This window comes from Trinickia sp. NRRL B-1857 (genome assembly GCF_050470685.1).
Taxonomy (GTDB): Bacteria; Pseudomonadota; Gammaproteobacteria; order Burkholderiales; family Burkholderiaceae; genus Trinickia.
Window position 1 is genome coordinate 409,838 of record NZ_JBFLUK010000001.1, and the last position, 23,917, is coordinate 433,754.

Below are 23,917 nucleotides of genomic sequence, written 5' to 3' on the forward strand. Positions count from 1 at the left end.
CGGGTACAGGCGCGGCGTCAGCGCTTGATGCACGGCCCGTGCCCGGGCCTGCGCGCGAAGTCGCGTAGGGACCTGCGCGCGCGGCACGCTGTTAATATGCCCACATGCCACTCCCTTCTTCGCCACCATGACGCGTACGTTCGAACACCGGAATCTGGCCATGCTGTTGCTACAGGCGCGCGAGGCGCTCATGGGCGTGTTTCGGCCGATCCTGAAGGATTTTTCATTAACGGAGCAGCAATGGCGGATTTTGCGTACGCTCGACGAGGCGCCGCGCAACGAATTGGAAGCGGGCCAAATCGCCAAGCTGGCATGCATTCTGAGTCCTAGCCTTACCGGCGTGCTCGATCGAATGGAGCGCGATGGGCTCGTCTTTCGCGAGCGGCCTCCTGAAGACCAGCGTAAATGGATCGTTCGCTTGACTACGAGGAGCCGGGCGATGATCGCGCAAATCCTGCCACGGGTCGATGCGCAGTACGCGCTGCTCGAAGCCCGCTTGGGGCAACCGATGCTGGAGGATATGTACCGCCGTCTCGACACGCTGATCGAAGCGGTGCCGGCCGGTCACGAAACCGGCGATGCGCTTGCGCCCTCTTTGCTCAAGGAGTCGGGCTCGTGACACATCTCGTTTTCATGTGCGGCCACGCCGGCACGGGCAAGACGACGATCGCCAAACGCCTCGTCGGCCCGCTCATGCACGAGACGGGCGAAGCTTTCTGTCTGCTGGACAAGGACACGCTCTATGGGCGCTACAGCGCGGCGGCGATGGGCGCTTTGACGGGCGACCCGAACGACCGGGACAGCCCCTTGTACCTCCAACATCTGCGCGAACCGGAGTACCAAGGCCTGCTCGATACGGCACGCGAGAACTTGGAATTGGGCGTCGGCGTCATCGTGGTCGGACCGCTCTCGCGCGAGGTGCGTGAGCGCAAGCTTTTCGATCGCGCCTGGCTCGGGATCGGCGCCGACGTCGAGATTCGAATCGTCTGGGTCTATACGTCGGAGGAAACGGCGCATGCCCGCATCGTCGCTCGCCATAACCCGAACGATGCCTACAAGCTCGCTCATTGGGACGAGTACCGGCAGCGCCGCTTCGTGCCGAGCGGGTCCGCGCGCGAGGGGCTCATCATGTTCGATAACACCGCGCCGACGGCGGCCGAATTCGACGTGCTATTGCGCAATATATTGAAACCGGCCGCAAGCGGCTAAAGCGCGGTGCGGGAGGTTCGCCACGCATGCACCGGCGCATGCATGGCTGCCCTCTTCTTCGAGCGGCGTTCTCGAGGCCCAGCTCAGTGCCGCTACATCAATGCGGCGCGCCGCATGGCGCCGCCGCTCTCCCAGGTCGCCCTCGGTCCGGCGTTGCGCCGACCGGGCGATCGTCCCCCCTACCCGCCTGCCTCAGGCCGTCACCATCGTGTCGAGCGTCGCTCCTTCGTACAAACGGCCGAAACGGTTGTCGAGAAATTCGACCAGCGAGACTTGCTCTTGCCGCACGAAGCCGCTCTGCGGCAGCTTGCCTTCGCGGAACAAGTCGAGCACCGCGCACATCGCACCGGCCGTCGTGATCTGAATCGCGCTCATCGGCATGCCGCAAACGGCCTTCGCGAAGATCTTGCGCGTGAACACGTCTTGCACCAGTTGCCCGTCGCGCATGCCGGTGACCGTCACGAAAATCAGCACGACGTCTTGCGAGGTGGACGGTACGGCGCGGCGCATGATCGTCTTGAGCGTGTCGCGATCGCTCGCGAGCCGTAGATCCTCGAGCAAGAACTTCACGAGGTCGCGATGGCCCGGGTAGCGCACCGACTTGTAATCGAGCGTTTCCACGCGGCCCGCCAGCGTTTCGCACAGCGTGCCCAAACCGCCCGAGGTGTTGAACGCTTCGTATTCGGTACCGTCGAGCGAGAAATGCTCCAGCCCTTCAAGCGGCTGGACCCACTGCGTGCGCGAATCGCGGATCGCCTCGCACGGCTGACAGTATTCGTTGATCAAACCGTCGACGCTCCACGTCAAGTTGTACTTGAGCGCATTGGTCGGAAACTCGGGCAGCGCCCCCACGCGCATCTTCACTTCGCGCACTTCCGTGAAACGCTTGGCCAATTCGTGGGCTGCGATGCCGATGAAGCCCGGGGCCAGGCCGCATTGCGGCATGAACGCTTGCGAGGCACCGTCGGCGAGCGAGCGAATCGCATGCGTGGCGCGCACGTCTTCCGTGAGATCGAAATAATGGACGCCCGCTGCCTTGGCAGCGGCGGCCACGTTCACGGCGAGGTAATACGGCAGCGCATTGATCAAGACGTCGAAGCCTTGCACGGCCGCGCGAATCGCGTTCGAATCGGCGGAATCGACGCGCTGCGTCGCAATACCCTGTGCGGCCAGCTTCTCGAGGGCGTGATTATCACGATCGAACGCCACGACTTCGTAGTCGCCGGTTTCCCGCAACATATGGGCGATGGTATGGCCGATCAGCCCTGCACCGACGATGGCTACTTTCATGCGCTTCTCCTTCAATTCGTGTTTCGCGTTGTTGTGATCGTGATGCGCGGGTCCACGCTATGCGCGTGCCGTTGCGTTCGAAACAGTTTAGGAAGGTGTAAAAACGGAATATAGGACCAAAATGCTGCGTTTCGACGTCAGTTTTCGACGAAACGTCGATATGGCGCTACATTTCGTCGAAACGGCATGCAGAGAACGGGCGCGGACCCAGGTGCAACGCGGGAAAATCGATCGAATTCAGTTGCCGAATGCGCCGCGATCGATCTTGCGTGCGAGGATGATGGACGTGGTCGTGCGCTCCACCCCTTCGAGTTGGCCGATCTGGTCGAGCAATTCGTTGAGGCGATCGGGCGAGGCGGCACGCAGCCACGCCACGTAGTCGTACTCGCCGCTTACGGCGCAAAGCAATTGCACCTCGGCCATCTTTTCGAGCCGCTTGAGCGCGCTCGGACCGAACTTCGGCGCAAGGATGATGCCGACGTAGGCGTTGATACTGGCGTCGAGCACATCCTGACCGAGCCGCACGCCATAGCCGGCGATGACTTGCATGCGTTCGAGCCGCTCGATGCGGGCCAGCACCGTGGTACGCGCCACGCTCAGCCGGCGCGCCAAGTTGGCCACGCTCTCCCGGGCGTTTTCCTGTAGGAGCGTGAGCAGGTTGCGGTCGAGTTCGTCGAGCTGGTCGAGGCGCGGAGGTCTCATCGATTCGAAGCGGCTGGTATGAGCGAAAGCATCGGATTATCGCCCATGCCGAGCCTCGTAGGCTTTCACATGGGTGTACGCCAGCTCGAGCAGCGTGGGCGGCGCGCCCGCAGGCTGATTCGCACGGCGCCGAGCGAGCAGATCGCCTAGGACGTGGTCGCCCTCGGTTCGCAGCCCGTTCTCGATATCGCGCAGCATCGATGCCGTCAGCGGCGAGCCCTGCGCGAACAACATGGCGCGCGAACGTTCGGCGAACGGCTCGCGCATGGCGTGCCCATGCTCGGCGGCAACGGCCGCGCACTCGTCGAACAACGTGCGCATGGCAACTTGCCCGCCGGGAGCCGCCAAAATGTCGCCGACGCTGGCGCGAAACAGACACGTGCTGCCGGCCAGCGTTGCCAAAAAGACCCATTTTTCCCACATTTGCTGCACGATGGCATCGATCGCCTCGACGTCGAATCCACCGGTACGCAAGGCGGCTGCAATCGCGTCGACACGCGCGCTTTGTGTTCCGTCCAGCTCGCCGAATACGATCGTATGCATATTCGTCATCTGAACGATCGCGCGCGATGCATCGAGCGTGGCCGCGATCAGACAGACGCCGCCCAACACGCTTGCCTGGCCGAAGCGGCCCCGCAGCACGTCCAAATGCCGCATGCCGTTCAGCAGCGGCAAAATCGTCGTCGACGGCCCGACGGCCGGCGCGAACGCATCCATTGCGCTGTCGAGGTCGTAGGCCTTGCAACTGAGCAAAATAAGGTCGTATGGCGCGTCGATGCGTGCGCTGAGGACGGTCTTGACGTTAGCGAGCGTCGCGTCGCCTTTCGGGCTCTTGATGACGAGGCCGTGCTCGGCCAACTCCTGGGCCCGCGCTTCGCGCACGAGAAACGTCACGTCCGCGCCGCCCAAGGCCATCCGCCCACCGAAGTATCCGCCGACCGCGCCGGCGCCCACGACCAAAATACGCATCATCGATCTCCGAAATCGCTCAGTCCCAATCGTTGCGGCTGCCACTGTAATACAGAGCGAAAAAACGCGCCTGCATACGACTTGCACAACAGATGCGTTTCAGATGTAAGCGTATGTCTCACCGGCCGAATACATCGGCTCGGTCTGGTTACACTAAGCCGGAATCCATGAACATGCGCCAAGCATGCACGGTCCAACCGCCGGCGCCCCGGTGCGCCGGCTTTGACTTCGTCCACACGAACGCAGGAGGTTCCATGAAACGGACAATCGTCATTCTCGCGTGTGCGCTTGCCACGAGCGGCGCGTTCGCACAAGCGTCGGCGCCACAGGCGGCGACGGGTATGGCGGCCAGTACGCCTGCCGACGCTCATGCGGCCAAGCGCGAAGCGCACGTCGAACAGCGGATTGCATATTTGCATTCCCAGCTGAAGATCACATCAAAGCAAGAGCCGCAATGGAAGACGTTTGCCGAAGTGATGCGGACCAACGGCCAAAATATGAGCCGGCTCTTCCGCCAACGCAACGAGGCCGAACAGACGCAATCGGCTATCGACAACATGAAGCAATACGCCGAAATCGCCCAAGCGCACGCGGACGATATGAAGCAGCTGGTCGACGCGTTCCAGCCGCTTTACGACAGCTTCTCGCCGGAACAGAAGAAGCTCGCCGATACGACGTTCCGGCAGGTGCGTGACCATGGCGAGCGCGCCGGCAAGTCGGGGGCCCCGGCCAAGAACTGATTGCGCTCGCCCCTTCGCATTCGCGCAGCCGTCATCAAACGAAGGCGCCGAATGTCCCTTGGCCGAATGAAAGGCGTGCGCGTCGCGCGATTTACCGCTACGCTCACGCCTTCTTGACGTTTGGCTTGCTTCCCATGAACGAATTGAAAGACATCGACCTGCGCAACGACCCCGCGGCGGGAAGGTATGTAAAAGACGAAACGGTCACCGTCGAGTTCGCGCAGGCGGCCGGCGCATTGATGAGCCTCGAAGGCGCGAACCGGTATGTTCCCGGCGACGCACTGATTACGGGCACGGGCGGCGCACGCTGGGTAGTCGAGCGGGCTCGGTTCGACGAGAAATACGTCCCGGCCGAGCCGGCCCTTTCGCACGGCGCGGCCGGCCGCTATCGAAACCGCCCTGCTGTCGTGTTGGCCAAGCGCATGGATGCGCCGTTTGCGATGGCCCGCCGAGCGGCGGGCGACGTGTTGAACGGCAACGCCGGCGACTGGGTATTGCAATACGCGCCCGGCGACTACGGGGTCGTACGCGCCGATCGATTCGCTCAGGTTTATCGGCCCGCGTAACCGGACTCCCCGGGCGCGCGCAGCAGGCGCGCCACCCAAACCTACGCGAATTCGTCGCCCAACTCGATCGTGACTTCGCGCGGCACGGTCTGTCCGGCCGCATATTGTTCCTCGAGGGAACCCAGCGCGGCTTCGACATACGCCCGTAGCACGGCATAGCTGCGCGCACGCGCACGCGGCGGCGACGCTCGATAGCGGGCGAACGCGGGCGCGGCGAATTCGACGGTCAGCGTCATGCGGCGCGCCGTCGATCCGAATCGCATCGCCACCCACTGCACGTCCAGGCATGGGATACCGTTTTCGCCCGCGCGCTCGACAAAAACCGTCTGCTCGGGAAAGAGATCGCTGGCCGCTTGGGCGAGCGCCTCGACGTCGGGGCTCGGGCATTCGAATCGGTAAAGTTCCATCGTGAGGCTCAAAACTGTGTCACGCGAAGGCAGGCGATAGCTCGCGAGCCTACAAGGGTAAGCGCGCTAATTTGACGTGCCCGTGCGAATCAATCGATCAATCGTCTTGGCGCCAGACGGTCGAGCGGCGCACCACCAGCTCGCCCGGCAACATCGCTTCGCGCGCCGGCTCCACACCACCCTCGATGCGCTCGTGCAAAAACTCCACGGCGCGATAACCGATGGCGTAGGTGGGTTGCCGAATCGCCGTGACGCCAATGAGCTCGGCCCATTCGGAGTCGTCGATCGACATCAGCGCGACGCGCTCCTGCCAACGCGAGCCGTAGCGCGCGTGCAGATGCAATGCGAGCGACAGCGCGACCGGGCCGTTAGCCGCGAAGTATGCCACGCGCCGGCCGCCTTGCTTCGCGGCCTCCTCGAGATGCCGGTCGACGGCTTCATGCGTGAGTGCGACCGCGTCCTCGTCGCTCAGATCGAGCACCATCGTTTCGCCTCGCAGCGGCGAAACCGTTGCGTCGCGACCTTGCCGTGCTTGCTCGAGCGCCGCGCGAAACGCCGCTTCGCGCAAGCGCCGCGAGCTGACGTTCTCATAAGGCTGCACGGCGAACCGAATATCGTCGAAGCCTTGCTCGACCAGGTGCCGCATACCGAGCGCCACGGCGTCGCCGTTGTCGAGTCCGACCATGTCGGCCGAGAGGCCCTCGATCGAACGGTCGACGAGGACGGCGGGCGTCCCCGCCTCGCCGACGGGGCGAAGCGTTTCCTCTTTCACGCCGAGCGCATTGACGATGACCCCTTCTACGCGATAGGTCGTCATCAGTTGCAAATAGCGCCGCTCCATCTCCACTTCGTTGGCCGCGTTGCAAACGAGCGGCATCAACCCGAGTGCGTGGCATGCCGCTTCCACACCGCGCAATACCCCGACCGTGTAGGGGTTCGTGATGTCGGCGACGAGCAGGCCCACGAGACGATTGCGCCCGCGCTTGAGACCGCGGGCCATTTGATTGGGCCGGTAGTCGAGCCGTTTGATGGCCGCTTCGATGCGTGTGCGCAGATCGGAAGACAGGACGTTCGTCTCCCCATTCAAGTAGCGCGAGACGCTCGTTTTGCCGGTACCGGCTTCGCGCGCAACGTCGCTGATCGTCGCTCGGCGGTTGATGCCCATGGGGCCGATGCTCATTGCTCGGCGGCGCGCGTCTGGCGCGTCTCGAAAGAACCGGAAACCAAGGGGAACCTCCTCGTCAAAGACCTATGCCTTGCAGCCTCGGCATGGCACGGCGGATAGAGAAAAGCGCGCCGGGGCGCGCTTTGCAATTCATACGGTGGCGGCATCATAGCGCAGGGCTTCATCGCGCACCACCCGTGCAAGCGCACGGCGCGCACCTACGACGAATTCTAGTAGGCACGCGCGCGTAAGCGTGCCACGACCTCGGGGTTCGCGATGTTGCGCGTGAGGCGGCCGGCCAGTGCCTCGATGAGATTCTCCGCGGCGCAACGCGCCATGGCGTGGCGAGTCTCGTGCGTGGCCGAACCGATGTGCGGCAACGCCACGACGTTGCGCATCGAAAGCAGCGGCGAATTCGTGGCAAGCGGCTCTTGTTCGAAGACGTCGAGTCCGGCACCGGCGATCGTGCCGGCAGACAGCGCCTCGATGAGCGCCGCCTCGTCGACGATCGCGCCGCGCGAGGCATTAATGAGGATCGCGTTGCGTTTCATCGCGTGCAGCTCGGCCGCACCGATCAAATGCCGTGTCTGCGGCGTAAGCGGCACTTGCAAACAGACGAAATCCGATTGCGACAGCAACTCGCCGAGCTCGACGCGCCGGGCGCCGAACGCGCGCTCGGCGGCTTCGTTCGGATGCCGGTTCGTATAAAGGACACGCATGTTGAATCCGAGCGCCGCTCGCCGAGCGAGCGCACCGCCGATGCGGCCCAACCCTACGATGCCGATCGTCTTCCCATGCACGTCCACACCGTATTGCTCGGGGCCGATGCTGCCGTGCCATTGGCCGGCCTTGACCCATTCGGCGAGATCGACCACGCGCCGCGCGCTCGACAGCACGAGTGCGAATACCGTATCGGCCGTCGATTCCGTCAGCACGTCGGGGGTATGCGCGAGCACAATGCCGCGCGCGGTTAAATCGGCCAGGTCGAAATTGTCGACGCCGACGGAGATCGTCGAAATGGCTTTGAGCCGCGGCGCGCGCGCGACCATCTGCGGAGTCACCTTTACGCTTGCGCCGATCGCGCCGTCGGCGTCGACCAGCGCCGCGCCAAGTGCATCGGCGAGCGCCTCGTGGCTAGCGCCGGGTTCGGCTTCCAGAACGACGACCTGCGCTTGGCGGCGCAGATCGTCGAGTACATCCTGCGGCAGTTTTTTGTAGACGACGATCGTAGGTAGCATGCGATTCACTTTCCGTGGGCATGGGCTCGCGCCGTGAGCATGGCGTCGCTCGTCGGCTGCGCCTTGACGGCGAGCGTGAGCAAGACGGCCGCCACGAGCGCCGCGCTCATGAATGCGTACGAAGCCGCCGGCGAACCGGTCGAGCCATTCAAATAACCGACTACGTACGAACCGACAAACGAGCCGAGCGCACCCATGCTGTTGATGAGCGCCATCGCCCCGCCCGCGACGTTTTTCGGCAAGAGTTCGGGGATGATGGCGAAGAACGGTCCATACGGCGCGTACATCGCGGCTCCGGCCACGACGAGCAATACGTAGGACCACCAAAAATGCGTGGAGCCGAGCGCATACGAGCCAGCGAACGCAGCGGCGCCCACCAGCAGGAACGGCCAGACGAACGCCTTGCGCGCGTCGAGCTTGTCGGAGGCCCACGAGGCCGCGAGCATCGCGATCGTCGCCATTAGGTAAGGCAGCGCCGACAACCAGCCGGTCTCGACCATGCCAAGCACGGAGCCGTTCTTCAAGATCGAAGGCAGCCACAGGACGAACCCGTAGACACCGATGCTCCAGCAGAAATACTGCGCGCTGAGCTTGACGACGGCCGCCGAACGAAATGCTTCGGCATAGTTGCGCACGGGCTTGATGGCCGCTTGCTCGGCGGCCAGCGTTTGCTCTAGCGCGCGCTTCTCGTCCGTCGACAGCCAGGCGACCTCGCTCGGCTTATCGCGTACCGTGAACCACCAGCAAACGGCCCAAACGATCGCCGGCGCCCCTTCCAAGACGAACATTTCGCGCCAGCCGAACGCGTGCACGAGGTAACCGGAGACGACCGACATCCACAACACGGTGACGGGATTGCCGAGAATCAGGAACGTATTGGCGCGCGAGCGCTCCGCTTTCGTGAACCAGTTGCTGATGAAAATGAGCATGGCCGGCATGACTGCGGCCTCGACGACGCCGAGGAGAAACCGCAGCGCGATCAACGACGCGATATTGCTCACGATGCCCGTGAGCGCCGCGCAACCGCCCCACAGCACCAGGCTCACGAATACGAGGCGTCGAACGCTGCGCCGCTGGGCGTAGATCGCCCCGGGAATCTGGAAGAAAAAATAGCCGAGAAAGAACAACGCGCCGATCAACGAGGCCAGCGCGGGGCTAATGCCCAGGTCCTTGTTGATGCCGGCGGCGGAAGCGAAGCCGAAGTTCGCGCGATCGAGGTAAGCGAGGCTGTAGGTGATGAAGATGATCGGCATGATCATCCACCACCTGCGAGGTGCAATCGTTGCGTGCATGGCTGTCTCCTCCTATGCTGCGTTTCAAATGAGCGGCGGCATCGAGCCCCGCCTGCTCGCTCCTGCTTGGCGTGCAGTGTAGGCAAACGCAACCGCGCTTGCTCCGGCGCACTCGACGCAGCGTGCCGCTCGCATACCCGCTACGGCGGACTCCGGCGGCTTGGCTGGCGTGTGCCGACGAACGAAATCAGACCGCTGCGGTCGACCGTTCTATCCGGTCCAATTCTGCCCGCGTGGGTAGTCCTTCCGAATCGCCGATCACCTGGATCGCCAACGCGCCGATGCGGTTGCCGCGCGCGACGGCGCTCGGCAGATCCCGCCCTTCGAGCAACGCGCTGACGACGCCCACGGCGAATCCATCGCCGGCTCCGACCGTATCGACGACATTGGCCACCGGCTGCGCCGCCACGTAGCCGGACGCCTCGGCCGTTCTGAAATACGCGCCGTGCGCGCCGAGTTTGACGACGACGCCGCGTACGCCGAGATCGAGATAAAACCGCGCGATGTCTTCGGGCGCCTCGTACCCCGTCAGCGCAAGCCCCTCGCCCACGCCGGGCAGTACCCAATCCGACAGCTCGGCGAGCGCATTCAACGAGGCGGCCATGGCTTCACGCGAGGACCACAACGTGGGACGCACATTCGGGTCGAACGAGATCGTCTTGCCCGCCGCGCGCATCGATTGCGCAAGGCGAAAGCCGAGCTCGCGCGACGAGGCGGAAATAGCGGGACCGACGCCCGTCAAATGCAGATGGCGCGCGGCGCCCACGTACTCGGCGTCGAAATCGTCGATGGACAGATGGCTCGCGGCCGACCCTTTGCGAAAGTACTCGACGCTCGGATCGCGGCCGTCGGTTTCCTTCGACTTCAACTGGAAGCCGGTCGGGTGGCGCGTATCGATGCTGACATGACTCGCGTCGATGCCTTCGCCCGCGAGCGTATCGAGCACGTATCGTCCGAACGCGTCGGCGCCGACTCGGCTGATATAGCCGACGCGAAAGCCGAGCCGCGACAGACCGATCGCGACATTCAGATCAGCACCGGCAATGCGTTTCGTGAAATGGTCGACCGCCGCGAGCGGGCCCGCGTCGTCCGCCACGAAAAGCGCCATGGCTTCACCGTAGGTCAACACGTCGATGGGGCAAGACATCTATGGCTCCTAGTTTCACATCCAAACGTTCGGTCGAATCGCCGGGTAGGCGGCTCGCGCGCTCACAGCTTCGTAACACCCGAGCGCATCGAGTTTCATGCCGCGGCGAGCCAGGCGACGTGGCGCGTCGCATCGTCTTGCACCGCCTGCTCGGCAAGCGGAAACTCGATCCCCCGAGGCGCGGTGCGCGGCAGCATACTGAAAACCGCTCGGATCGCTGCATCGTCTGCTTTCGGTGCGACCGGAAACCGTCTCGCGCCGTGCCCTTCGGAAGACTTGCAATGCACGTACTCGACATAGGGCGCAAGTGCTCTGGCCGCGTCGACCGGCTCCTCGCCGGCCCAGTCCCAATTGCCGATGTCGAATGTCATCCCTAGCGTATCGGCGGCACCGTCGCGCTCGAGCGCCGAGAACAACGCGACGAATTGCGCGATCGTCCCGTCGCGCTCGCCCTGGCCGTTCTCGACGACGAGCCGGGCCCGGCGCCCCGCACCGACACGGCCGATACGCTCGCCGTCGGCCTGACCCGCGAAGCCGCCCAATTGCAGCTTTACCCAACGCGCGCCGAGCGCGTCGGCCTCTGCGTACGCTGCGGCCAACGTCATCGCGTCCAATTCGCCGTCTTCACGATAAAGCGTGGCCGGCGTCGAATAGACCGACCACAGGCCGCGCCCGGCAATCGCGGCGCCAAGCGCGCGCAGTGCCTCGAAAGAAGCCTCGGCCTCGTGGGCGAACAACTCGCGCCGGACCTCGAATCCGCTTGCCCCGGCAAGTCCCACCGTCTCGATCCACGCTTTATGGCCGGCGCGGCGAACCGCCTGAGGTCCAAAGGCGCTGGCCACCACGACGACCTCGACGTCCCCTGCCGCGTGATGCGTACCTGTTATCTTCAACATGAAATGGAACCGGTTCCAGATTTCAGAGAAAAAAATCGAGCGACAGGCTCGAATGCGTTTATCTTGCCTGCGCCGTCAGCGGACACGCCATCATGGTAATCCCTACGGGCGCTCGCCCGCCGCGGCGGTGCATAGGGCCAGGAACCCCGCGGCAACGCGCGAAGGCGCACCTTCGTGCGGTACTAAGATCGAAAAATTGCGGGTGAGCGCCTTGGGTGCGATCGATAGTTGAACGAGCGCGCCGTCCTCGTGACGCATCGACATCGCGGAGACGAATCCCACGCCCATCCCCGCGCGCACGGCCTCCTTCACGCCCTCGACGCTCGCCACGTTCAACGCGACTTGCATGGGGAGATCAGCCGCCTCGAACGACTGCTCCACGAATTGCCGCACCCCTGAGCCCTCTTCGCGCATCACGAGCGGATACCGTCCCACGTCGGCCAAGGTTGGGTTTGAACCACTATCGATCGAGACGCGCTCGGCCAAAGGATGACCGCGGGGCACGATCGCCACGACCGTATCCTCACGCCACATTCTGACTCCGGTTCCCTCGGGCAGATCGGTGCCGATCGGTCCCTCGATCATGGCAATGTCGAGCGCCGGCAAGGAGGCGACGATTTCGCCGGTGTTGCCACCCGCGGTTTGGACTTCCACCTCGGGATAAAGACGCTGGAAGTCGGCGATCAGGTACGGTAGCAGGTAGCTGGCGATCGTCGTGCTTGCCCCGATGCGCAACGTGCCGCGCGCCACGCCGCGCAATGCGTCGCGATACGCCTGAGCCTGACGGAAGGCATCGCGCACCTTCAGCGCGTATTCCGCGAGCTGAGCACCGCTCGGCGTCAGTCGAATCCCCCGGCCATCGCGCCGGTAAAGCGGCTCGCCGAACTCGTCTTGCAACTGACGCAATTGCCCCGAGACGGCCGGCTGCGACAAGTGCAGCGCCTCCGCCGCGCGGCTGATGTTCAGGCGCTCTGCAACGGCCGCGAATGTTATCAGCTGATCTGGCGTCATTGGCGATGAAATATCGGTTCAGGCGATATATTACGTCACAAATGACGATTTTTCATAAGCTTATATCTGAAATAGGATTGGACCGTCATAACCCGCCCGCTCAGAGGCACACAAGATGTCCCATTCGCCTACCCTCTCCACTCCGTCACAGATCACCTCGCACGGTCAGCTCAACGGCGTCTTATTCGTCGGCCTTTTCGCGGCGGCCGTAACGCGCTTGGCCGCCCTGCCCGCGATTACGGGGTTGGGTATCAGCCCACTGATCGTCGGCATCGTCTGCGGCGCCCTGTACGGCAATACGCTGCGAGCCGGTATGCCCGCGCATTGGGCCGCCGGCGTCAACTTCTCGGCGCGCAAACTGCTGCGCATCGCCGTGGCTTTTTTCGGGTTGCGCGTCAGCCTGCAAGAGATCGCCCAAGTCGGGCTTCCGGGGCTGACCGAGTCCGTCCTGATCGTGGCGAGTACGCTCGTGCTCGGCACATGGCTCGGCATGAAGGTCATGAAGCTCGATCGCGACACGGCGATCCTGAATGCGGCGGGCAGCGCGATCTGTGGCGCGGCCGCCGTGCTCGCATTCGAATCGACCTTGCAATCCAAGCCCGAAAAGAGCGCCGTTGCCGTCGGTAGCGTCGTGCTGTTCGGCACCTTGTCGATGTTCTTGTACCCGCTCATGTATCGCGCCGGCTGGCTCCATCTCGATACGCTCGGCGTCGGCTTGTTCTTCGGGGGCACGATTCATGAGGTCGCGCAGGTCGTGGGCGCAGCCAGCAACGTGAGCGCCGAGGCCACGCATATCGCAACGATCGTAAAGATGACGCGGGTCATGCTGCTCGTACCGGTATTGCTGTTCCTTGGCGTTTGGCTCGCCCGCTCGGCTCGCCGCGAGACGGCCGATGCGCACGGCCGTGCCCATGGATCGCGCAAGATTGCCGTGCCTTGGTTCGCGCTCGGGTTCCTCGCTTGCGTGATCGTCAACTCGCTTCACGTGCTTCCCGCCGTCGCCACGCAAACCGTCAATGCGCTCGATACGTTCGCGCTGACGATGGCGATGACCGCGCTCGGCATCGAAACGCATGTGTCGCAGGTGCGGCGCGCCGGTCCGCGCGCGCTGGCAACCGGGTTCATCCTCTATGCCTGGCTCATCGTCGGCGGTCTGGCCATCACCTGGGGAGTTCAGCACGTATTCGGCTGATTCGGCCGATCGACCGTCACAACACGCCGCGCCGCTCGCTCGCGTTGTCGCGCCCCGCATCGGGGAGCGATGATAGAGGGGCGGCGCGTCGCCGCTTTCCGGAGATGCCTCAATGCCATACGAACTCTATTATTGGAACGGATTGCAAGGCCGCGGCGAATTCGTCCGGCTGGCGTTGGAAGAAGCGCGAGCGCCCTACGTCGATATCGTCCGCGGTAGCGAAGACGACGGCCAGGGCGACTCCGCGATGATGGATCTACTGAACAGCAAGACGGAGCCGTTCCTGCCATTCGCGCCGCCGTTTCTCAAAGACGGCGATCTGATCGTCTCGCAAACGGCCAACATCTTGCTCTACCTAGGCCCGAAGATCGGTCTCGCGCCCGAGACGGATCTGCGCTACGTCGTGCACGGCCTGCAACTGACGATTGCCGACATGGTGACCGAAGTGCACGACACCCATCACCCGATCGCCAGCGGTCAGTATTACGAGGAGCAAAAGGTGCCCGCCAAAGCGCGCGCGGCCGACTTCCTCGCGCATCGCTTGCCCAAATTCATGCACTATTTCGAGCGCGTGCTGGCTCAGAACCCGCATGGGGCGCAGCACCTCGTGGGCGACACGCTGACGTACGTCGACTTATCGATGTTCCAGTTGATCGAAGGGCTCCATTACGCTTTCCCGCGCGCATGCGCTCGATTCGCGTCGCACTATCCGCGTCTGGCGGCATTGCGCAAAGGGGTCGCCGCGCGGCCGAACATCGCCGCCTACTTGGCGTCGGGGCGCCGTTTGCCGTTCAACGAAACCGGCATCTTTCGGCACTACCCCGAGCTGGACGGCGCCGCGCATTGACCGCGGCCCAACAATCGTTCGCGCGCGTGCGGCAACGAGCAGACGGGGCGGTCCGCCAGCGCCCGCCGATGCTATCCTTGCGCTCGCGCTAATTTCATCGAACCCCGAGCCGACGCTTTCTCCGTGCTTTCATTTCTGCTTCGACTGCGCACGCGCGCACAATCGCTTTTTCGTTTGTCCGAGGCCCATACGATGCTCGTTTGGGCCGTCGTCGTCGGCCTGCTCGGCGCCTTCGCGACCGTCGCATTCCGGCATGCGATCGAAGCGTTCCAATGGGTGCTCTCGGGCCGCAGCGGCAGCTTCGTCGCGATGGCGCATGCGCTGCCCGCCTCGATTCGATGGTGGCTACCGGCCGCGGGCGGATTGATTGCGGGGTTCTTCCTGCTCGTCGCCCGCCGTAGCGCCGATACGCAAGCGAACTCGGATTACATGGAAGCCATCACGATCGGCGATGGCGTCGTACCGGTTTGGCATAGCCTGTGGCGCAGCGTTTCCTCGCTGTTTACGATCGGTTTCGGCGGGTCGATCGGCCGCGAAGGCCCGATGGTGCAACTCGCCGCATTAGCCGGCTCCGTCGTCGGCCGTTGGGTCCACTTCGATCCGGCTCGACTGCGCCTGCTCGTCGCCTGCGGCGCCGCGGCAGGGATCACCTCGGCCTATAGCGCGCCGATTGCGGGCGCGTTCTTCGTGACCGAAATCGTGTTCGGTTCGATCGCGATGGAAAACTTCGGGCCGATGCTGGTTTCGTCGGTGGTCGCCAATATCGTCATGCGCGAGTTTTCCGGCTACAAGCCGCCGTACGAGATGCCGGAGTTTCCGGCGATCACGGGCCCGGAAGTGCTGCTCTTCGTCGCGCTCGGCCTGCTGTGCGGCGCCGTGGCGCCGCAGTTCCTGCATCTGATCGAAACCTCGCGCGCCCGCTTTCGCCGTTTGCCGTTGCCGCTGCCAGTGCGCCTCGCGCTCGGCGGCGTCGTCGTCGGCATTATTTCCGTCTGGGTCCCCGAGGTTTGGGGCAACGGCTACAGCGTCGTCAACTCGATCCTGCATTCGCCTTGGACCTGGCGCGCGCTGGTCGTCGTGCTGGCGTGCAAGATCGTCGCGACGGCGGCGACCGTCGGCTCCGGCGCGGTCGGCGGGGTATTTACGCCGACGCTGTTCGTCGGCGCGACGCTCGGCTCGCTGTTCGGGCTCGTCGTGCATGGCTTTTGGCCGCACGGCACGTCGGGCGCGTTCGCCTATGCAATGGTCGGCATGGGTGCGTTTCTCGCGGGCGCGACGCAGGCTCCCTTGATGGCGATCCTCATGATTTTCGAGATGACGCTGAGCTATCAGGTCGTCCTACCGCTGATGCTCTCGTGCGTCGTCGCGTATTTCGTCGCGCGCGCGATCAACAAGACCTCGATGTACGAAGTCACGCTGCGCCGTCATGCGGACGAACAAGAACGTACGCGCCTGCGCGCCAGCCAGGTGCGCGAACTCGTCAAGCCCGCCGACACCGTGGTTCGCCTCGATGCGTCGGTTCACGAGATGACGCGCGTCTTCCTCGAATATCCGGTCAAGTATCTGTACGTCATCGACGAGGCGCGACATTTTCGCGGTGTCGTCGCCTTGAAGGACATCACCTCCGACCTGCTCGAAAAACGCGACACCTCTTCGCGGACGGCTGCCGACTATTTGCAGCCGGGGTTCGCGGTCCTCACGCCCGACATGCCGATCGGCACCGCGTTGCAGCATTTCCTCGCATTCCAAGGCGAGCGTCTGCCTGTCGTCGAATGCGCCGAAGCGCCGACGCTGCTCGGCGCCGTCTATAAGACGACGCTGCTGGATGCCTACCGTCGGATGAATCCCGCTATCTGACGCCCTCATCGAGGCTCGGCAACCGGCGCTTGCCACGATGGCAAAGCGCCACATATTTTCTACAATGAAAAGCAGGCCGCCGAGCCCGCCGCGCGCCGTCCTTCGGCGCGCGCAGCGCAGCCCTTTCGATCGCGAGTCGATCAGGAGCGAAGATGAGTGAACCGTCCCTCGACGCCGTGCGTCGTGACCACGCGGGTTGGATTTTCGTGCACATCGAAGGCGAACCGTACGATCGCGGCGAACAGCACGGTCAGTTGCTCGCCACTGAAATCAGAAACGCGATCCGCACTGCGAAGTATCTGGCCAACTGGGAGACCGGCGAGGATTTCGAGACTTTCACGAAGGCGGCCGTCTCGCAATTCGCCTCGAAGCTCGATACGGAGTTCGCCGACGAAATCCAGGGGATCGCCGACGGTGCGAAGCTGCACTTCGACGAGGTGCTCGCCTGGAACGGCTATATGGATTTGCTCCAAAGCTGGTGGCCCGCCCAGGTGGCGCAGCGCCAATCCGAGTTGGGCGCGAAGTCCTCGGTCGCCCGGCGCGGGCATCATTGCAGTGCGTTCATCGCGACCGGCAGCGCAACGCGCGACGGACGCATCGTCATGGCGCACAACTCCTGGGACCGCTACGCGGCCGGCGACGCGTTCAACGTGGTGTTCGACATCGTGCCCGATTCGGGCCATCGAATACTCATGCAAGGCCTGCCGGGCTGCATTTCGAGTCTCACCGACTTTTGGCTGACCTCGGCCGGACTCATGATCACCGAGACGACGGTTTCCGACTTCGCGGGCTATAACAGCGCGGGCGCCCCCGAGTTCTATCGTTCCCGTCGCGCCACCCAGTACGCGAACAGCATCGGCGACTGGTGCGAAATGTTCGCGCTCTCGAACAACGGCGGCTACGCGAACAGTTGGCTGCTCGGCGATACGAAGACGGGCGAGATCGCGCGTTACGAACTCGGCCTGCACTATTCGGGGTTCGAGAGCACGAAAGACGGGTTCTACAGCGGCTACAACGCCGCGACCGATCAAAAGATCCGCGGTCAGGAATGCGTCGCCGAAGGCGACAGCTACGGCGATGCGCGCGGCAACGGCGCGCGACGGCTGCGATTCATGCAACTGGCCGAGATGCACCACGGCAAGATCGACCTAGAATTGGCCAAGCAGATGATTGCCGACCACTACGACGTCTATCTAAACCGCGACGACAACCCCTGCTTGCGCACGATTTGCGGGCATCCCGAATTGGACGATGCGCACACCGGCGGCGTCGATCAGGGCCCGTTCAATCCATGGGGTGCGAGCGACGGCAAGGTCGTCGATAGTGAAATGGCGCGCGATCTGGCGTTTTGGGCGCGTTGGGGGCATCCCTGCGGGAAGCCCTTCGACGCCCAAGCGTTCATGAGGCGCCATCCACAGTGGAATTGGCTGAACGGTTATATGCGCGACCGGCCGTCGTGGCCTTGGACGCGCTTTGAGGTGCTGCGTTAGGGCCGCGATGGGCGTGGCCTAGGCACAGGACGTGCTGCGACGTGTGTCGGAAAGGCAAGAGACGTCGGACCCGATCGACCGGTCCGTACGCATCGACGCATGCCCAATCGAAAGGAGGTCGAGCGATGAAAGTCTCGACACTGACAACTATGGCCCTACTCTCTGCTTCGTGCTTTGCGGCACCGATCCATACCGCCAGATTCGATAGCGCCACGGCCCGCGCCACATTGGCGGCGGCTCGCGCTAATGCGGCCCCGGTCGCGCCCCCCGCTCCGGACGTCATGACCGACCCCGCCGCGTCGCGTGGCCACTGGCGGCGCATCGCGCTACCTAAGCAGCACGAACTGGCGAGCCGCTTCGCCGCCCACGAACGGCAGGCCCGCACGTGAGCGCCCCCGACAAGCAACGGCCGCAAGGGGCGGCTGCCGGAGCGAAGACGAACGCCGACGGCGCCTCGGCGCCCGACCTTTCGGCCGTCCCAGCCGAGGCCATCGACTTGCAGATTGCCGATGTCTTGGGCGCGGTTCGGTATCCGGCCAACAAAGACCGTCTCGTGGACGCGGCGCGCGATGCGGGCGCTAGCAACGAATTGCTCGCGATCCTCGACGGGTTGCCCGAGCAAGACTATGCGGGCGTCGACGACGTGACGCAATTGATCGGCAGCAACTACGGGCCGGGGCTCGGACTATAAGGACGGCGAAACGGCTGGCGTTAGCGGCGCAAGCGGTCTACGCGCTCAGCGCGTACCGGTACCGAATACGGCTTTCGCGAAAAATCCGGCCAGCACCGCTTCGGTGAGATCGTCGCTGACATATTGCGGGTCGCACATGCGAATCGCCTGGACGCCCTCGCACAGCGCAATCAGTCCCATCGCCAGCACCTCCGCCGGCATCTGTAACGGCACGCCGACGTGCTCGGAGAACATGCGGGCATATCCCGTGAAAAACGCGTGCTCTTCGCGCGAGAACTCGTTGAAGTGCGCGCGGAACTTCGCGTCGCGCGAAGCCAGCAGCTTCGCTTCGGCCCATAAGACGAAGCAGCAGTCGTTTTCGCGAAAGAACTGGCTATAGAACGCGAGCGCGCGCGCTTCCATTTCCTCTCGCGTCGCCCCGTCTTGCAAGATCGAATGCAGATCCATCTGCATCCGCTCATGGTCGCGTCGCAGAAGCTCCATCAGGACCTCCGACTTGCTCCCGAAGTTCGAATAGAACGCTCCTCGCGTATAGCCGGCCGCCTCCGCGACGTCTTCGACGCTCGCGGCCACGAAGCCTTTCTTCATAAAAATAGTCTGCGCAGCATCGAGCAGCCGCAGGCGCGTCTGTTCCTTGCTCTCTTCACGGGTCAAGCGTTTGCGTTTCATGGTGTGAAGTTTAGCACCATCGTTCATTTAAATTCGACTTTGCATTCAAATACACACCTGTATTAGAATCCGCCCCTGTAGTTTTGAACCGGGTCCGCCAGCGATTGCTATGAGCGCTGTGAGGCCCTTGCCTTGCGGGCCTCACGCGCTTGCTTGGTTCGCACACTTCTCTTGCGTGGGGTCATCTTGATTCATCCCGATCTAGACGTGCCGAGTAAGGCGCGCGTGCAGGTCAAAAGTTTGGAATTGTTCGTCTCCCGTCCCGCGCTCAAGCGATACGGAGTTGCGGCAGCCGTTTGTTGCGCGCTCGCGCTCGCGGGCTGCCACCAGCGCGCCCCGGCCGAGGCGCCGCCGCGCCCAGTCGTCGCCGTCGCGGTTCATCCCGACGGTGCCCCGCCGGCTGAAAGCTTGCCGGGCGATATCGAAGCGCGCTACAACACCCCGCTGTCGTTTCGCGTAGCCGGCAAGATCATCGAGCGCGACGTGCGGCTCGGGGACACGATCAAGGCGGGGCAAGTGCTCGCCCGACTCGATCCGGCCGACCTGCAAAAGAACCTCGCCAATGCGCAAGCGCAACTCGATAGTGCGCAACACCGCCTTGTCTATGCGAAGCAGCAGCTCGACCGCGACAGCGCGCAGGCGAGCGAAAAACTGATCGCGCCCGCTCAGCTCGAACAAACGCAGGATGCGTACGCCTCGGCGGCCGCCCAGCGCGACGCGGCGCAGGCGCAAGTGTCGCTGGCGCGCAATCAGCTCGCGTACGCTGCGCTCGTGGCGGACCATGCGGGCGTCATTACCGCCGAGCAAGCCGATACCGGCCAGAACGTCTCGGCCGGGCAAGCCGTCTATGCGCTGGCCTGGTCGGGCGAGGTCGACGTCGTCTGCGACGCGCCCGAAAGCGCGCTTGGCGCGCTGCGCACCGGCGCGAGCGCCGAGGTGACGCTGCCTGCGTTGCCGGGCAAGCAGTTCACGGCGCACGTGCGCGAGATCGCGCCGGCTGCCGATCCGCAAAGCCGCACCTATCGCGTGAAACTGACGCTCGCTGCGCCCGACGCCCAAGTGCGGCTCGGCATGACCGCGCAGATCGCGTTTGCGGGCACGAGGGCGCAAGGCAACGGCCATCCGTTCACGCTCCCCGTTACCTCGCTGTTTCACAGCGGCAGCGGACCCGCCGTTTGGGTCGTGCGCGCCGGCACCGACACGCTGGAGTTGCGCCGCGTGGCCGTCGGACGCTACGACGAGCGGACGTTTTCCGTAACGCAAGGCTTGCAAGACGGCGACCGCGTGGTCTACCAAGGCGTCCATACCGTGAGCGCCGGCGAACACGTGCGCGTCGTTCCCCCGTTGCATCCCGAGGACTTCGCATCATGAGCGGCCCCGATCGCCAAGATACGGCCGCGTTGCCCGCCTCGCCCGCTCCCACGAGCGCACACGAAGAAGGTCGGTTCAATCTATCGGCGTGGGCGCTGCGGCATCAGGCGCTCGTCGTCTTCGTCATCGTCCTCGCGACGCTCGCGGGCATCCTCGCATACACGCGCCTCGCCCAGTCGGAAGATCCCCCGTTCACGTTCCGCGTGATGGTGATTCGTACGCTTTGGCCCGGTGCGACGGCCCGGCAGGTGCAGGAACAAGTCACCGATCGCATCGAACGCAAGCTGCAAGAGACGCCCTACATCGATTTTCAGCGCAGCTATTCGCGGCCCGGCGAATCGATGATCTTCTTCACGATGAAGGACTCGGCACCCGTCAAGGCCGTGCCCGAGACGTGGTATCAGGTCCGCAAGAAGGTCGGCGATATTGCGCAGACCCTGCCGCCCGGCGTCGTCGGTCCGTTCTTCAACGACGAGTTCGGCGACGTCTATACCAACGTCTACACGCTCGAAGGCGACGGCTTCTCCCCCGCGCAACTGCACGACTACGCCGATGAATTGCGCACGGTCTTGCTGCGCGTACCGGGCGTCGCCAAGGTGGACTATTTCGGCGATCCCGATCAGCACGTGTTCATCGAGATCACGAACGCGCAACTCACGCGTCTGAACATTTCGCCGCAGCAGTTGGCCCAAGCGATCGCGTCGCAAAATGCCGTCGCCTCGCCGGGCACCGTCACGACCGCCGACGATCGCGTGTTCGTGCGGCCGAGCGGCCAATTCGGCGACCTGCACGCATTGGCCGACACGTTGATCCCGATCGGCCATCGCAGCGTACGGCTCGGCGACATCGCCACGATCAAGCGCGGATATGACGACCCGCCCGTCACGGAGATGCGCAATCGCGGCCACGCGGTACTCGGCATCGGCGTGACCATGCAGACCGGCGGCGATGTGATTCGCCTGGGCAAGGCACTCGATGCGACAGCCGTGCAGTTGCGCGCGCATCTCCCGGCCGGCCTGACGCTCGAACAGGTGTCGAGCATGCCGCTCGCCGTCTCGCATTCCGTCGACGACTTTCTCGAGGCCGTCGGCGAGGCCGTGGCGATCGTGCTGATCGTCAGTCTCGTTTCGCTCGGGCTACGCACCGGGATGGTCGTCGTGATCTCGATTCCGATCGTGCTCGCGGTGACCGCGCTCGTGATGTACCTCTTCGATATCGGGTTGCATAAGGTCTCGCTGGGTACGCTCGTGCTTGCGCTGGGCCTGCTCGTCGACGATGCGATCATCGCCGTCGAAATGATGGCCGTGAAGCTCGAGCAGGGCTGGAAGCGCACGCGCGCCGCCGCCTTCGCCTACACGAGTACGGCGTTCCCGATGCTGACCGGGACGCTCGTCACCGTATCCGGCTTTCTGCCGATCGCGCTGGCCAAGTCGAGTACCGGCGAGTACACGCGATCGATCTTCGAGGTATCGGCCATCGCACTGATCGCTTCATGGATCGCGGCCGTCGTGCTGATTCCGCTGCTCGGCTATCACCTGCTGCCCGAGCGCAAGCGCGAGCACCATGAGCCGCACGACCATGAGCACGACATTTACGACACGCGCTTTTACCGTCGGCTCGGCGGTTGGATCACCTGGTGCGTCGAACGCCGTTTCATCGTCCTCGGCATCACCGTGGCCCTCTTCATTGCCGCGCTCGCCGCATTTTCGCTCGTGCCGCAGCAATTCTTCCCGAGCTCAGATCGCCCCGAGTTGCTGATCGATCTGCGCTTGCCCGAGGGCGCCTCGTTCGAGGCGACGCTCAAGCAAGCGAAGCGGCTTGAAAAGACGCTCGACGGCCGTCCCGAAATCGACCACTTCGTCGATTACGTCGGCACCGGCGCGCCGCGCTTTTACCTGCCGCTCGACCAACAGTTGCAACAGCCGAACTTCGCGCAGTTCGTCGTCACCGCCAAATCCGTGGAGGCGCGCGAAAAGCTCGCGCAATGGCTCGATACGCGTCTGGAGAACGACTTTTCGGCGGTACGCACGCGGCTGTCTCGGTTAGAGAACGGCCCGCCCGTCGGCTATCCCGTGCAGTTCCGCGTCAGCGGCGACGATATCGGGACCGTGCGTGCGATCTCGGAAAAAGTCGCGGCGACGATGCGCGCCGATCGGCGCACGCGCGGCGTGCAATTCGACTGGGACGAGCCGGCCGAGCGCTCCATGACGTTCGAAGTCGATCAAAACAAGGCGCGCCAACTCGGCGTGACCTCGGAGGACGTATCGAACTTCCTCGCGATGACCCTCTCCGGTTACACGGTGACGCAATACCGCGAGCGCGACAAGCTGATCAGCGTCGATTTGCGTGCGCCGAAGCGTGAGCGCGTCGACCCCGCACGGTTGCTCGGTCTGGCGATGCCCACACCGAACGGTCCCGTGCCGCTCGGCTCGCTCGGGCATATGCGCAACACGCTCGAATACGGCGTGGTCTGGGAACGCGATCGCCAACCGACCATCACGGTGCAAGCCGACGTGCGCGGCAACGCGCAAGGGATCGACGTCACGCACGATCTCGATCGCGCGCTGGCGCCGGTGCGAGCATCGCTGCCGCTCGGGTATCGAATCGAAGTGGGCGGCTCGGTCGAGGAAAGCGCGAAAGGCCAGTCGTCGATCAATGCGCAAATGCCCCTCATGGCGATCGCGGTCCTCACGCTGCTGATGATTCAATTGCAGAGCTTCGCGCGCGTCTTGATGGTCGTGTTGACCGCGCCGCTCGGCTTGATCGGCGTCGTGCTCACGCTGCTCCTGTTCGGTAAGCCGTTCGGCTTCGTCGCCATGCTCGGCGTCATCGCGATGTTCGGCATCATCATGCGTAACTCGGTCATCCTCGTCGATCAGATCGAGCAAGACATCGCGGCCGGTCACCGACGATTCGATGCGATCGTCGGGGCGACCGTGCGCCGGTTCCGGCCGATCACCCTCACCGCAGCCGCTGCCGTCCTCGCATTGATTCCGCTGCTGCGCTCGAACTTCTTCGGGCCGATGGCGACCGCTTTGATGGGCGGCATCACGAGCGCCACGGTGCTCACGCTCTTTTACTTACCCGCGCTCTACGCTCTGTCGTTCAGGGTGCGGCTTGACGAACGCGATCCGCCGCCGAACGCCGACGCGCATACGGGAAATTAAT

23 protein-coding genes are annotated in these 23,917 nt (G+C 64.0%); 12 read left to right on the plus strand and 11 right to left on the minus strand.

The genetic code is table 11. The features are described 5' to 3' along the window. Positions 1 to 127 precede the first annotated feature (127 nt). Both hpaR and AB1286_RS01900 read left to right on the plus strand, forming a co-directional pair. Complete coding sequence (gene hpaR, locus AB1286_RS01895) at positions 128 to 619, plus strand: homoprotocatechuate degradation operon regulator HpaR (protein ID WP_430361666.1); 492 nt, start codon at positions 128 to 130, stop codon at positions 617 to 619. Continuing rightward, positions 616 to 1,209, plus strand: a complete 594-nt coding sequence (locus AB1286_RS01900; protein WP_430361667.1) for an AAA family ATPase — start codon at positions 616 to 618, stop codon at positions 1,207 to 1,209. Before hpaR ends, AB1286_RS01900 begins: the two co-directional genes overlap by 4 nt. A gap of 192 nt (positions 1,210 to 1,401) precedes the next feature. Here AB1286_RS01900 and AB1286_RS01905 read toward each other — a convergent pair whose 3' ends face one another. The 3 genes from AB1286_RS01905 to panE form a co-directional block, all read right to left on the minus strand. Continuing rightward, complete coding sequence (locus AB1286_RS01905) at positions 1,402 to 2,499, minus strand: saccharopine dehydrogenase C-terminal domain-containing protein (RefSeq protein ID WP_430361668.1); 1,098 nt, start codon at positions 2,497 to 2,499, stop codon at positions 1,402 to 1,404. 237 nt (positions 2,500 to 2,736) lie between these two features. After that, complete coding sequence (locus AB1286_RS01910) at positions 2,737 to 3,201, minus strand: Lrp/AsnC family transcriptional regulator (RefSeq protein ID WP_430361669.1); 465 nt, start codon at positions 3,199 to 3,201, stop codon at positions 2,737 to 2,739. A 36-nt stretch (positions 3,202 to 3,237) separates the two neighbouring features. Beyond that, a complete protein-coding gene (gene panE / locus AB1286_RS01915) occupies positions 3,238 to 4,170 on the minus strand; it encodes a 2-dehydropantoate 2-reductase (protein ID WP_430364961.1) in 933 nt (310 codons plus the stop codon). A gap of 254 nt (positions 4,171 to 4,424) precedes the next feature. Between panE and AB1286_RS01920 the strand changes: the two genes are divergently transcribed. Then, entirely contained in the window at positions 4,425 to 4,910 is a 486-nt protein-coding gene (locus tag AB1286_RS01920) for a Spy/CpxP family protein refolding chaperone (RefSeq protein WP_430361670.1), read from the plus strand. A 134-nt stretch (positions 4,911 to 5,044) separates the two neighbouring features. Next, complete coding sequence (locus AB1286_RS01925) at positions 5,045 to 5,476, plus strand: PGDYG domain-containing protein (RefSeq protein ID WP_430361671.1); 432 nt, start codon at positions 5,045 to 5,047, stop codon at positions 5,474 to 5,476. 41 nt (positions 5,477 to 5,517) lie between these two features. Here AB1286_RS01925 and AB1286_RS01930 read toward each other — a convergent pair whose 3' ends face one another. The 7 genes from AB1286_RS01930 to AB1286_RS01960 form a co-directional block, all read right to left on the minus strand. Then, positions 5,518 to 5,883, minus strand: coding sequence for a DUF3022 domain-containing protein (locus tag AB1286_RS01930; RefSeq protein ID WP_430361672.1), 366 nt, complete (start codon positions 5,881 to 5,883; stop codon positions 5,518 to 5,520). Between the two features lie 97 nt (positions 5,884 to 5,980). Then, positions 5,981 to 7,063: a LacI family DNA-binding transcriptional regulator gene (locus tag AB1286_RS01935; protein ID WP_430361673.1), complete on the minus strand. Its 1,083-nt coding sequence runs from the start codon at positions 7,061 to 7,063 to the stop codon at positions 5,981 to 5,983. Positions 7,064 to 7,278: 215 nt separating this feature from the next. Next, a complete protein-coding gene (locus AB1286_RS01940; RefSeq protein ID WP_430361674.1) occupies positions 7,279 to 8,286 on the minus strand; it encodes a 2-hydroxyacid dehydrogenase in 1,008 nt (335 codons plus the stop codon). 5 nt (positions 8,287 to 8,291) lie between these two features. Continuing rightward, on the minus strand, positions 8,292 to 9,578 hold the full coding sequence (locus tag AB1286_RS01945; RefSeq protein WP_430361675.1) for an MFS transporter: 1,287 nt from the start codon (positions 9,576 to 9,578) through the stop codon (positions 8,292 to 8,294). 187 nt (positions 9,579 to 9,765) lie between these two features. After that, a complete protein-coding gene (locus AB1286_RS01950) occupies positions 9,766 to 10,725 on the minus strand; it encodes a sugar kinase (protein ID WP_430361676.1) in 960 nt (319 codons plus the stop codon). A 95-nt stretch (positions 10,726 to 10,820) separates the two neighbouring features. Continuing rightward, positions 10,821 to 11,621, minus strand: a complete 801-nt coding sequence (locus AB1286_RS01955) for a sugar phosphate isomerase/epimerase family protein (protein WP_430361677.1) — start codon at positions 11,619 to 11,621, stop codon at positions 10,821 to 10,823. A 102-nt stretch (positions 11,622 to 11,723) separates the two neighbouring features. After that, positions 11,724 to 12,632 carry a LysR substrate-binding domain-containing protein gene (locus AB1286_RS01960; RefSeq protein WP_430361678.1) on the minus strand — a complete coding sequence of 303 codons (909 nt, stop codon included), beginning with the start codon at positions 12,630 to 12,632 and terminating at the stop codon, positions 11,724 to 11,726. Positions 12,633 to 12,747: 115 nt separating this feature from the next. Here AB1286_RS01960 and AB1286_RS01965 point away from each other — a divergent pair, with 115 nt between their 5' ends. The 6 genes from AB1286_RS01965 (at position 12,748) to AB1286_RS01990 (ending at position 18,709) form a co-directional block, all read left to right on the plus strand. Continuing rightward, positions 12,748 to 13,824, plus strand: a complete 1,077-nt coding sequence (locus AB1286_RS01965) for a YeiH family protein (RefSeq protein WP_430361679.1) — start codon at positions 12,748 to 12,750, stop codon at positions 13,822 to 13,824. Positions 13,825 to 13,936: 112 nt separating this feature from the next. Then, positions 13,937 to 14,671: a glutathione S-transferase gene (locus AB1286_RS01970; protein ID WP_430361680.1), complete on the plus strand. Its 735-nt coding sequence runs from the start codon at positions 13,937 to 13,939 to the stop codon at positions 14,669 to 14,671. 123 nt (positions 14,672 to 14,794) lie between these two features. After that, entirely contained in the window at positions 14,795 to 16,528 is a 1,734-nt protein-coding gene (locus tag AB1286_RS01975; protein ID WP_430361681.1) for a ClcB-like voltage-gated chloride channel protein, read from the plus strand. A gap of 152 nt (positions 16,529 to 16,680) precedes the next feature. Then, entirely contained in the window at positions 16,681 to 18,018 is a 1,338-nt protein-coding gene (locus AB1286_RS01980) for a C45 family autoproteolytic acyltransferase/hydolase (protein ID WP_430361682.1), read from the plus strand. 125 nt (positions 18,019 to 18,143) lie between these two features. Further along, positions 18,144 to 18,407 carry a hypothetical protein gene (locus tag AB1286_RS01985; RefSeq protein WP_430361683.1) on the plus strand — a complete coding sequence of 88 codons (264 nt, stop codon included), beginning with the start codon at positions 18,144 to 18,146 and terminating at the stop codon, positions 18,405 to 18,407. A 101-nt stretch (positions 18,408 to 18,508) separates the two neighbouring features. Then, the gene (locus AB1286_RS01990; RefSeq protein WP_430364962.1) at positions 18,509 to 18,709 is read left to right on the plus strand and encodes a DUF2795 domain-containing protein; all 201 of its coding nucleotides are present in this window, start codon (positions 18,509 to 18,511) and stop codon (positions 18,707 to 18,709) included. A 45-nt stretch (positions 18,710 to 18,754) separates the two neighbouring features. Here AB1286_RS01990 and AB1286_RS01995 read toward each other — a convergent pair whose 3' ends face one another. Further along, complete coding sequence (locus AB1286_RS01995) at positions 18,755 to 19,378, minus strand: TetR/AcrR family transcriptional regulator (RefSeq protein ID WP_430361684.1); 624 nt, start codon at positions 19,376 to 19,378, stop codon at positions 18,755 to 18,757. A gap of 246 nt (positions 19,379 to 19,624) precedes the next feature. On the opposite strand from AB1286_RS01995, the gene AB1286_RS02000 reads away from it, so the two are divergent. Both AB1286_RS02000 and AB1286_RS02005 read left to right on the plus strand, forming a co-directional pair. Further along, the gene (locus AB1286_RS02000; RefSeq protein ID WP_430364963.1) at positions 19,625 to 20,749 is read left to right on the plus strand and encodes an efflux RND transporter periplasmic adaptor subunit; all 1,125 of its coding nucleotides are present in this window, start codon (positions 19,625 to 19,627) and stop codon (positions 20,747 to 20,749) included. After that, positions 20,746 to 23,916, plus strand: coding sequence for an efflux RND transporter permease subunit (locus AB1286_RS02005; protein ID WP_430361685.1), 3,171 nt, complete (start codon positions 20,746 to 20,748; stop codon positions 23,914 to 23,916). Before AB1286_RS02000 ends, AB1286_RS02005 begins: the two co-directional genes overlap by 4 nt. Position 23,917: the final 1 nt, after the last annotated feature.

Excerpts from the sequence above, each read along its gene's own strand:
- hpaR (WP_430361666.1), top strand. The coding sequence starts at position 128 with ATGACGCGTACGTTCGAACACCGGAATCTGGCCATGCTGTTGCTACAG.
- AB1286_RS01905 (WP_430361668.1), bottom strand. The coding sequence starts at position 2,499 with ATGAAAGTAGCCATCGTCGGTGCAGGGCTGATCGGCCATACCATCGCC.
- AB1286_RS01910 (WP_430361669.1), bottom strand. The coding sequence starts at position 3,201 with ATGAGACCTCCGCGCCTCGACCAGCTCGACGAACTCGACCGCAACCTG.
- panE (WP_430364961.1), bottom strand. The coding sequence starts at position 4,170 with ATGCGTATTTTGGTCGTGGGCGCCGGCGCGGTCGGCGGATACTTCGGT.
- AB1286_RS01920 (WP_430361670.1), top strand. The coding sequence starts at position 4,425 with ATGAAACGGACAATCGTCATTCTCGCGTGTGCGCTTGCCACGAGCGGC.
- AB1286_RS01925 (WP_430361671.1), top strand. The coding sequence starts at position 5,045 with ATGAACGAATTGAAAGACATCGACCTGCGCAACGACCCCGCGGCGGGA.
- AB1286_RS01930 (WP_430361672.1), bottom strand. The coding sequence starts at position 5,883 with ATGGAACTTTACCGATTCGAATGCCCGAGCCCCGACGTCGAGGCGCTC.
- AB1286_RS01935 (WP_430361673.1), bottom strand. The coding sequence starts at position 7,063 with ATGAGCATCGGCCCCATGGGCATCAACCGCCGAGCGACGATCAGCGAC.
- AB1286_RS01940 (WP_430361674.1), bottom strand. The coding sequence starts at position 8,286 with ATGCTACCTACGATCGTCGTCTACAAAAAACTGCCGCAGGATGTACTC.
- AB1286_RS01945 (WP_430361675.1), bottom strand. The coding sequence starts at position 9,578 with ATGCACGCAACGATTGCACCTCGCAGGTGGTGGATGATCATGCCGATC.
- AB1286_RS01950 (WP_430361676.1), bottom strand. The coding sequence starts at position 10,725 with ATGTCTTGCCCCATCGACGTGTTGACCTACGGTGAAGCCATGGCGCTT.
- AB1286_RS01955 (WP_430361677.1), bottom strand. The coding sequence starts at position 11,621 with ATGTTGAAGATAACAGGTACGCATCACGCGGCAGGGGACGTCGAGGTC.
- AB1286_RS01960 (WP_430361678.1), bottom strand. The coding sequence starts at position 12,632 with ATGACGCCAGATCAGCTGATAACATTCGCGGCCGTTGCAGAGCGCCTG.
- AB1286_RS01965 (WP_430361679.1), top strand. The coding sequence starts at position 12,748 with ATGTCCCATTCGCCTACCCTCTCCACTCCGTCACAGATCACCTCGCAC.
- AB1286_RS01970 (WP_430361680.1), top strand. The coding sequence starts at position 13,937 with ATGCCATACGAACTCTATTATTGGAACGGATTGCAAGGCCGCGGCGAA.
- AB1286_RS01980 (WP_430361682.1), top strand. The coding sequence starts at position 16,681 with ATGAGTGAACCGTCCCTCGACGCCGTGCGTCGTGACCACGCGGGTTGG.
- AB1286_RS01985 (WP_430361683.1), top strand. The coding sequence starts at position 18,144 with ATGAAAGTCTCGACACTGACAACTATGGCCCTACTCTCTGCTTCGTGC.
- AB1286_RS01995 (WP_430361684.1), bottom strand. The coding sequence starts at position 19,378 with ATGAAACGCAAACGCTTGACCCGTGAAGAGAGCAAGGAACAGACGCGC.
- AB1286_RS02005 (WP_430361685.1), top strand. The coding sequence starts at position 20,746 with ATGAGCGGCCCCGATCGCCAAGATACGGCCGCGTTGCCCGCCTCGCCC.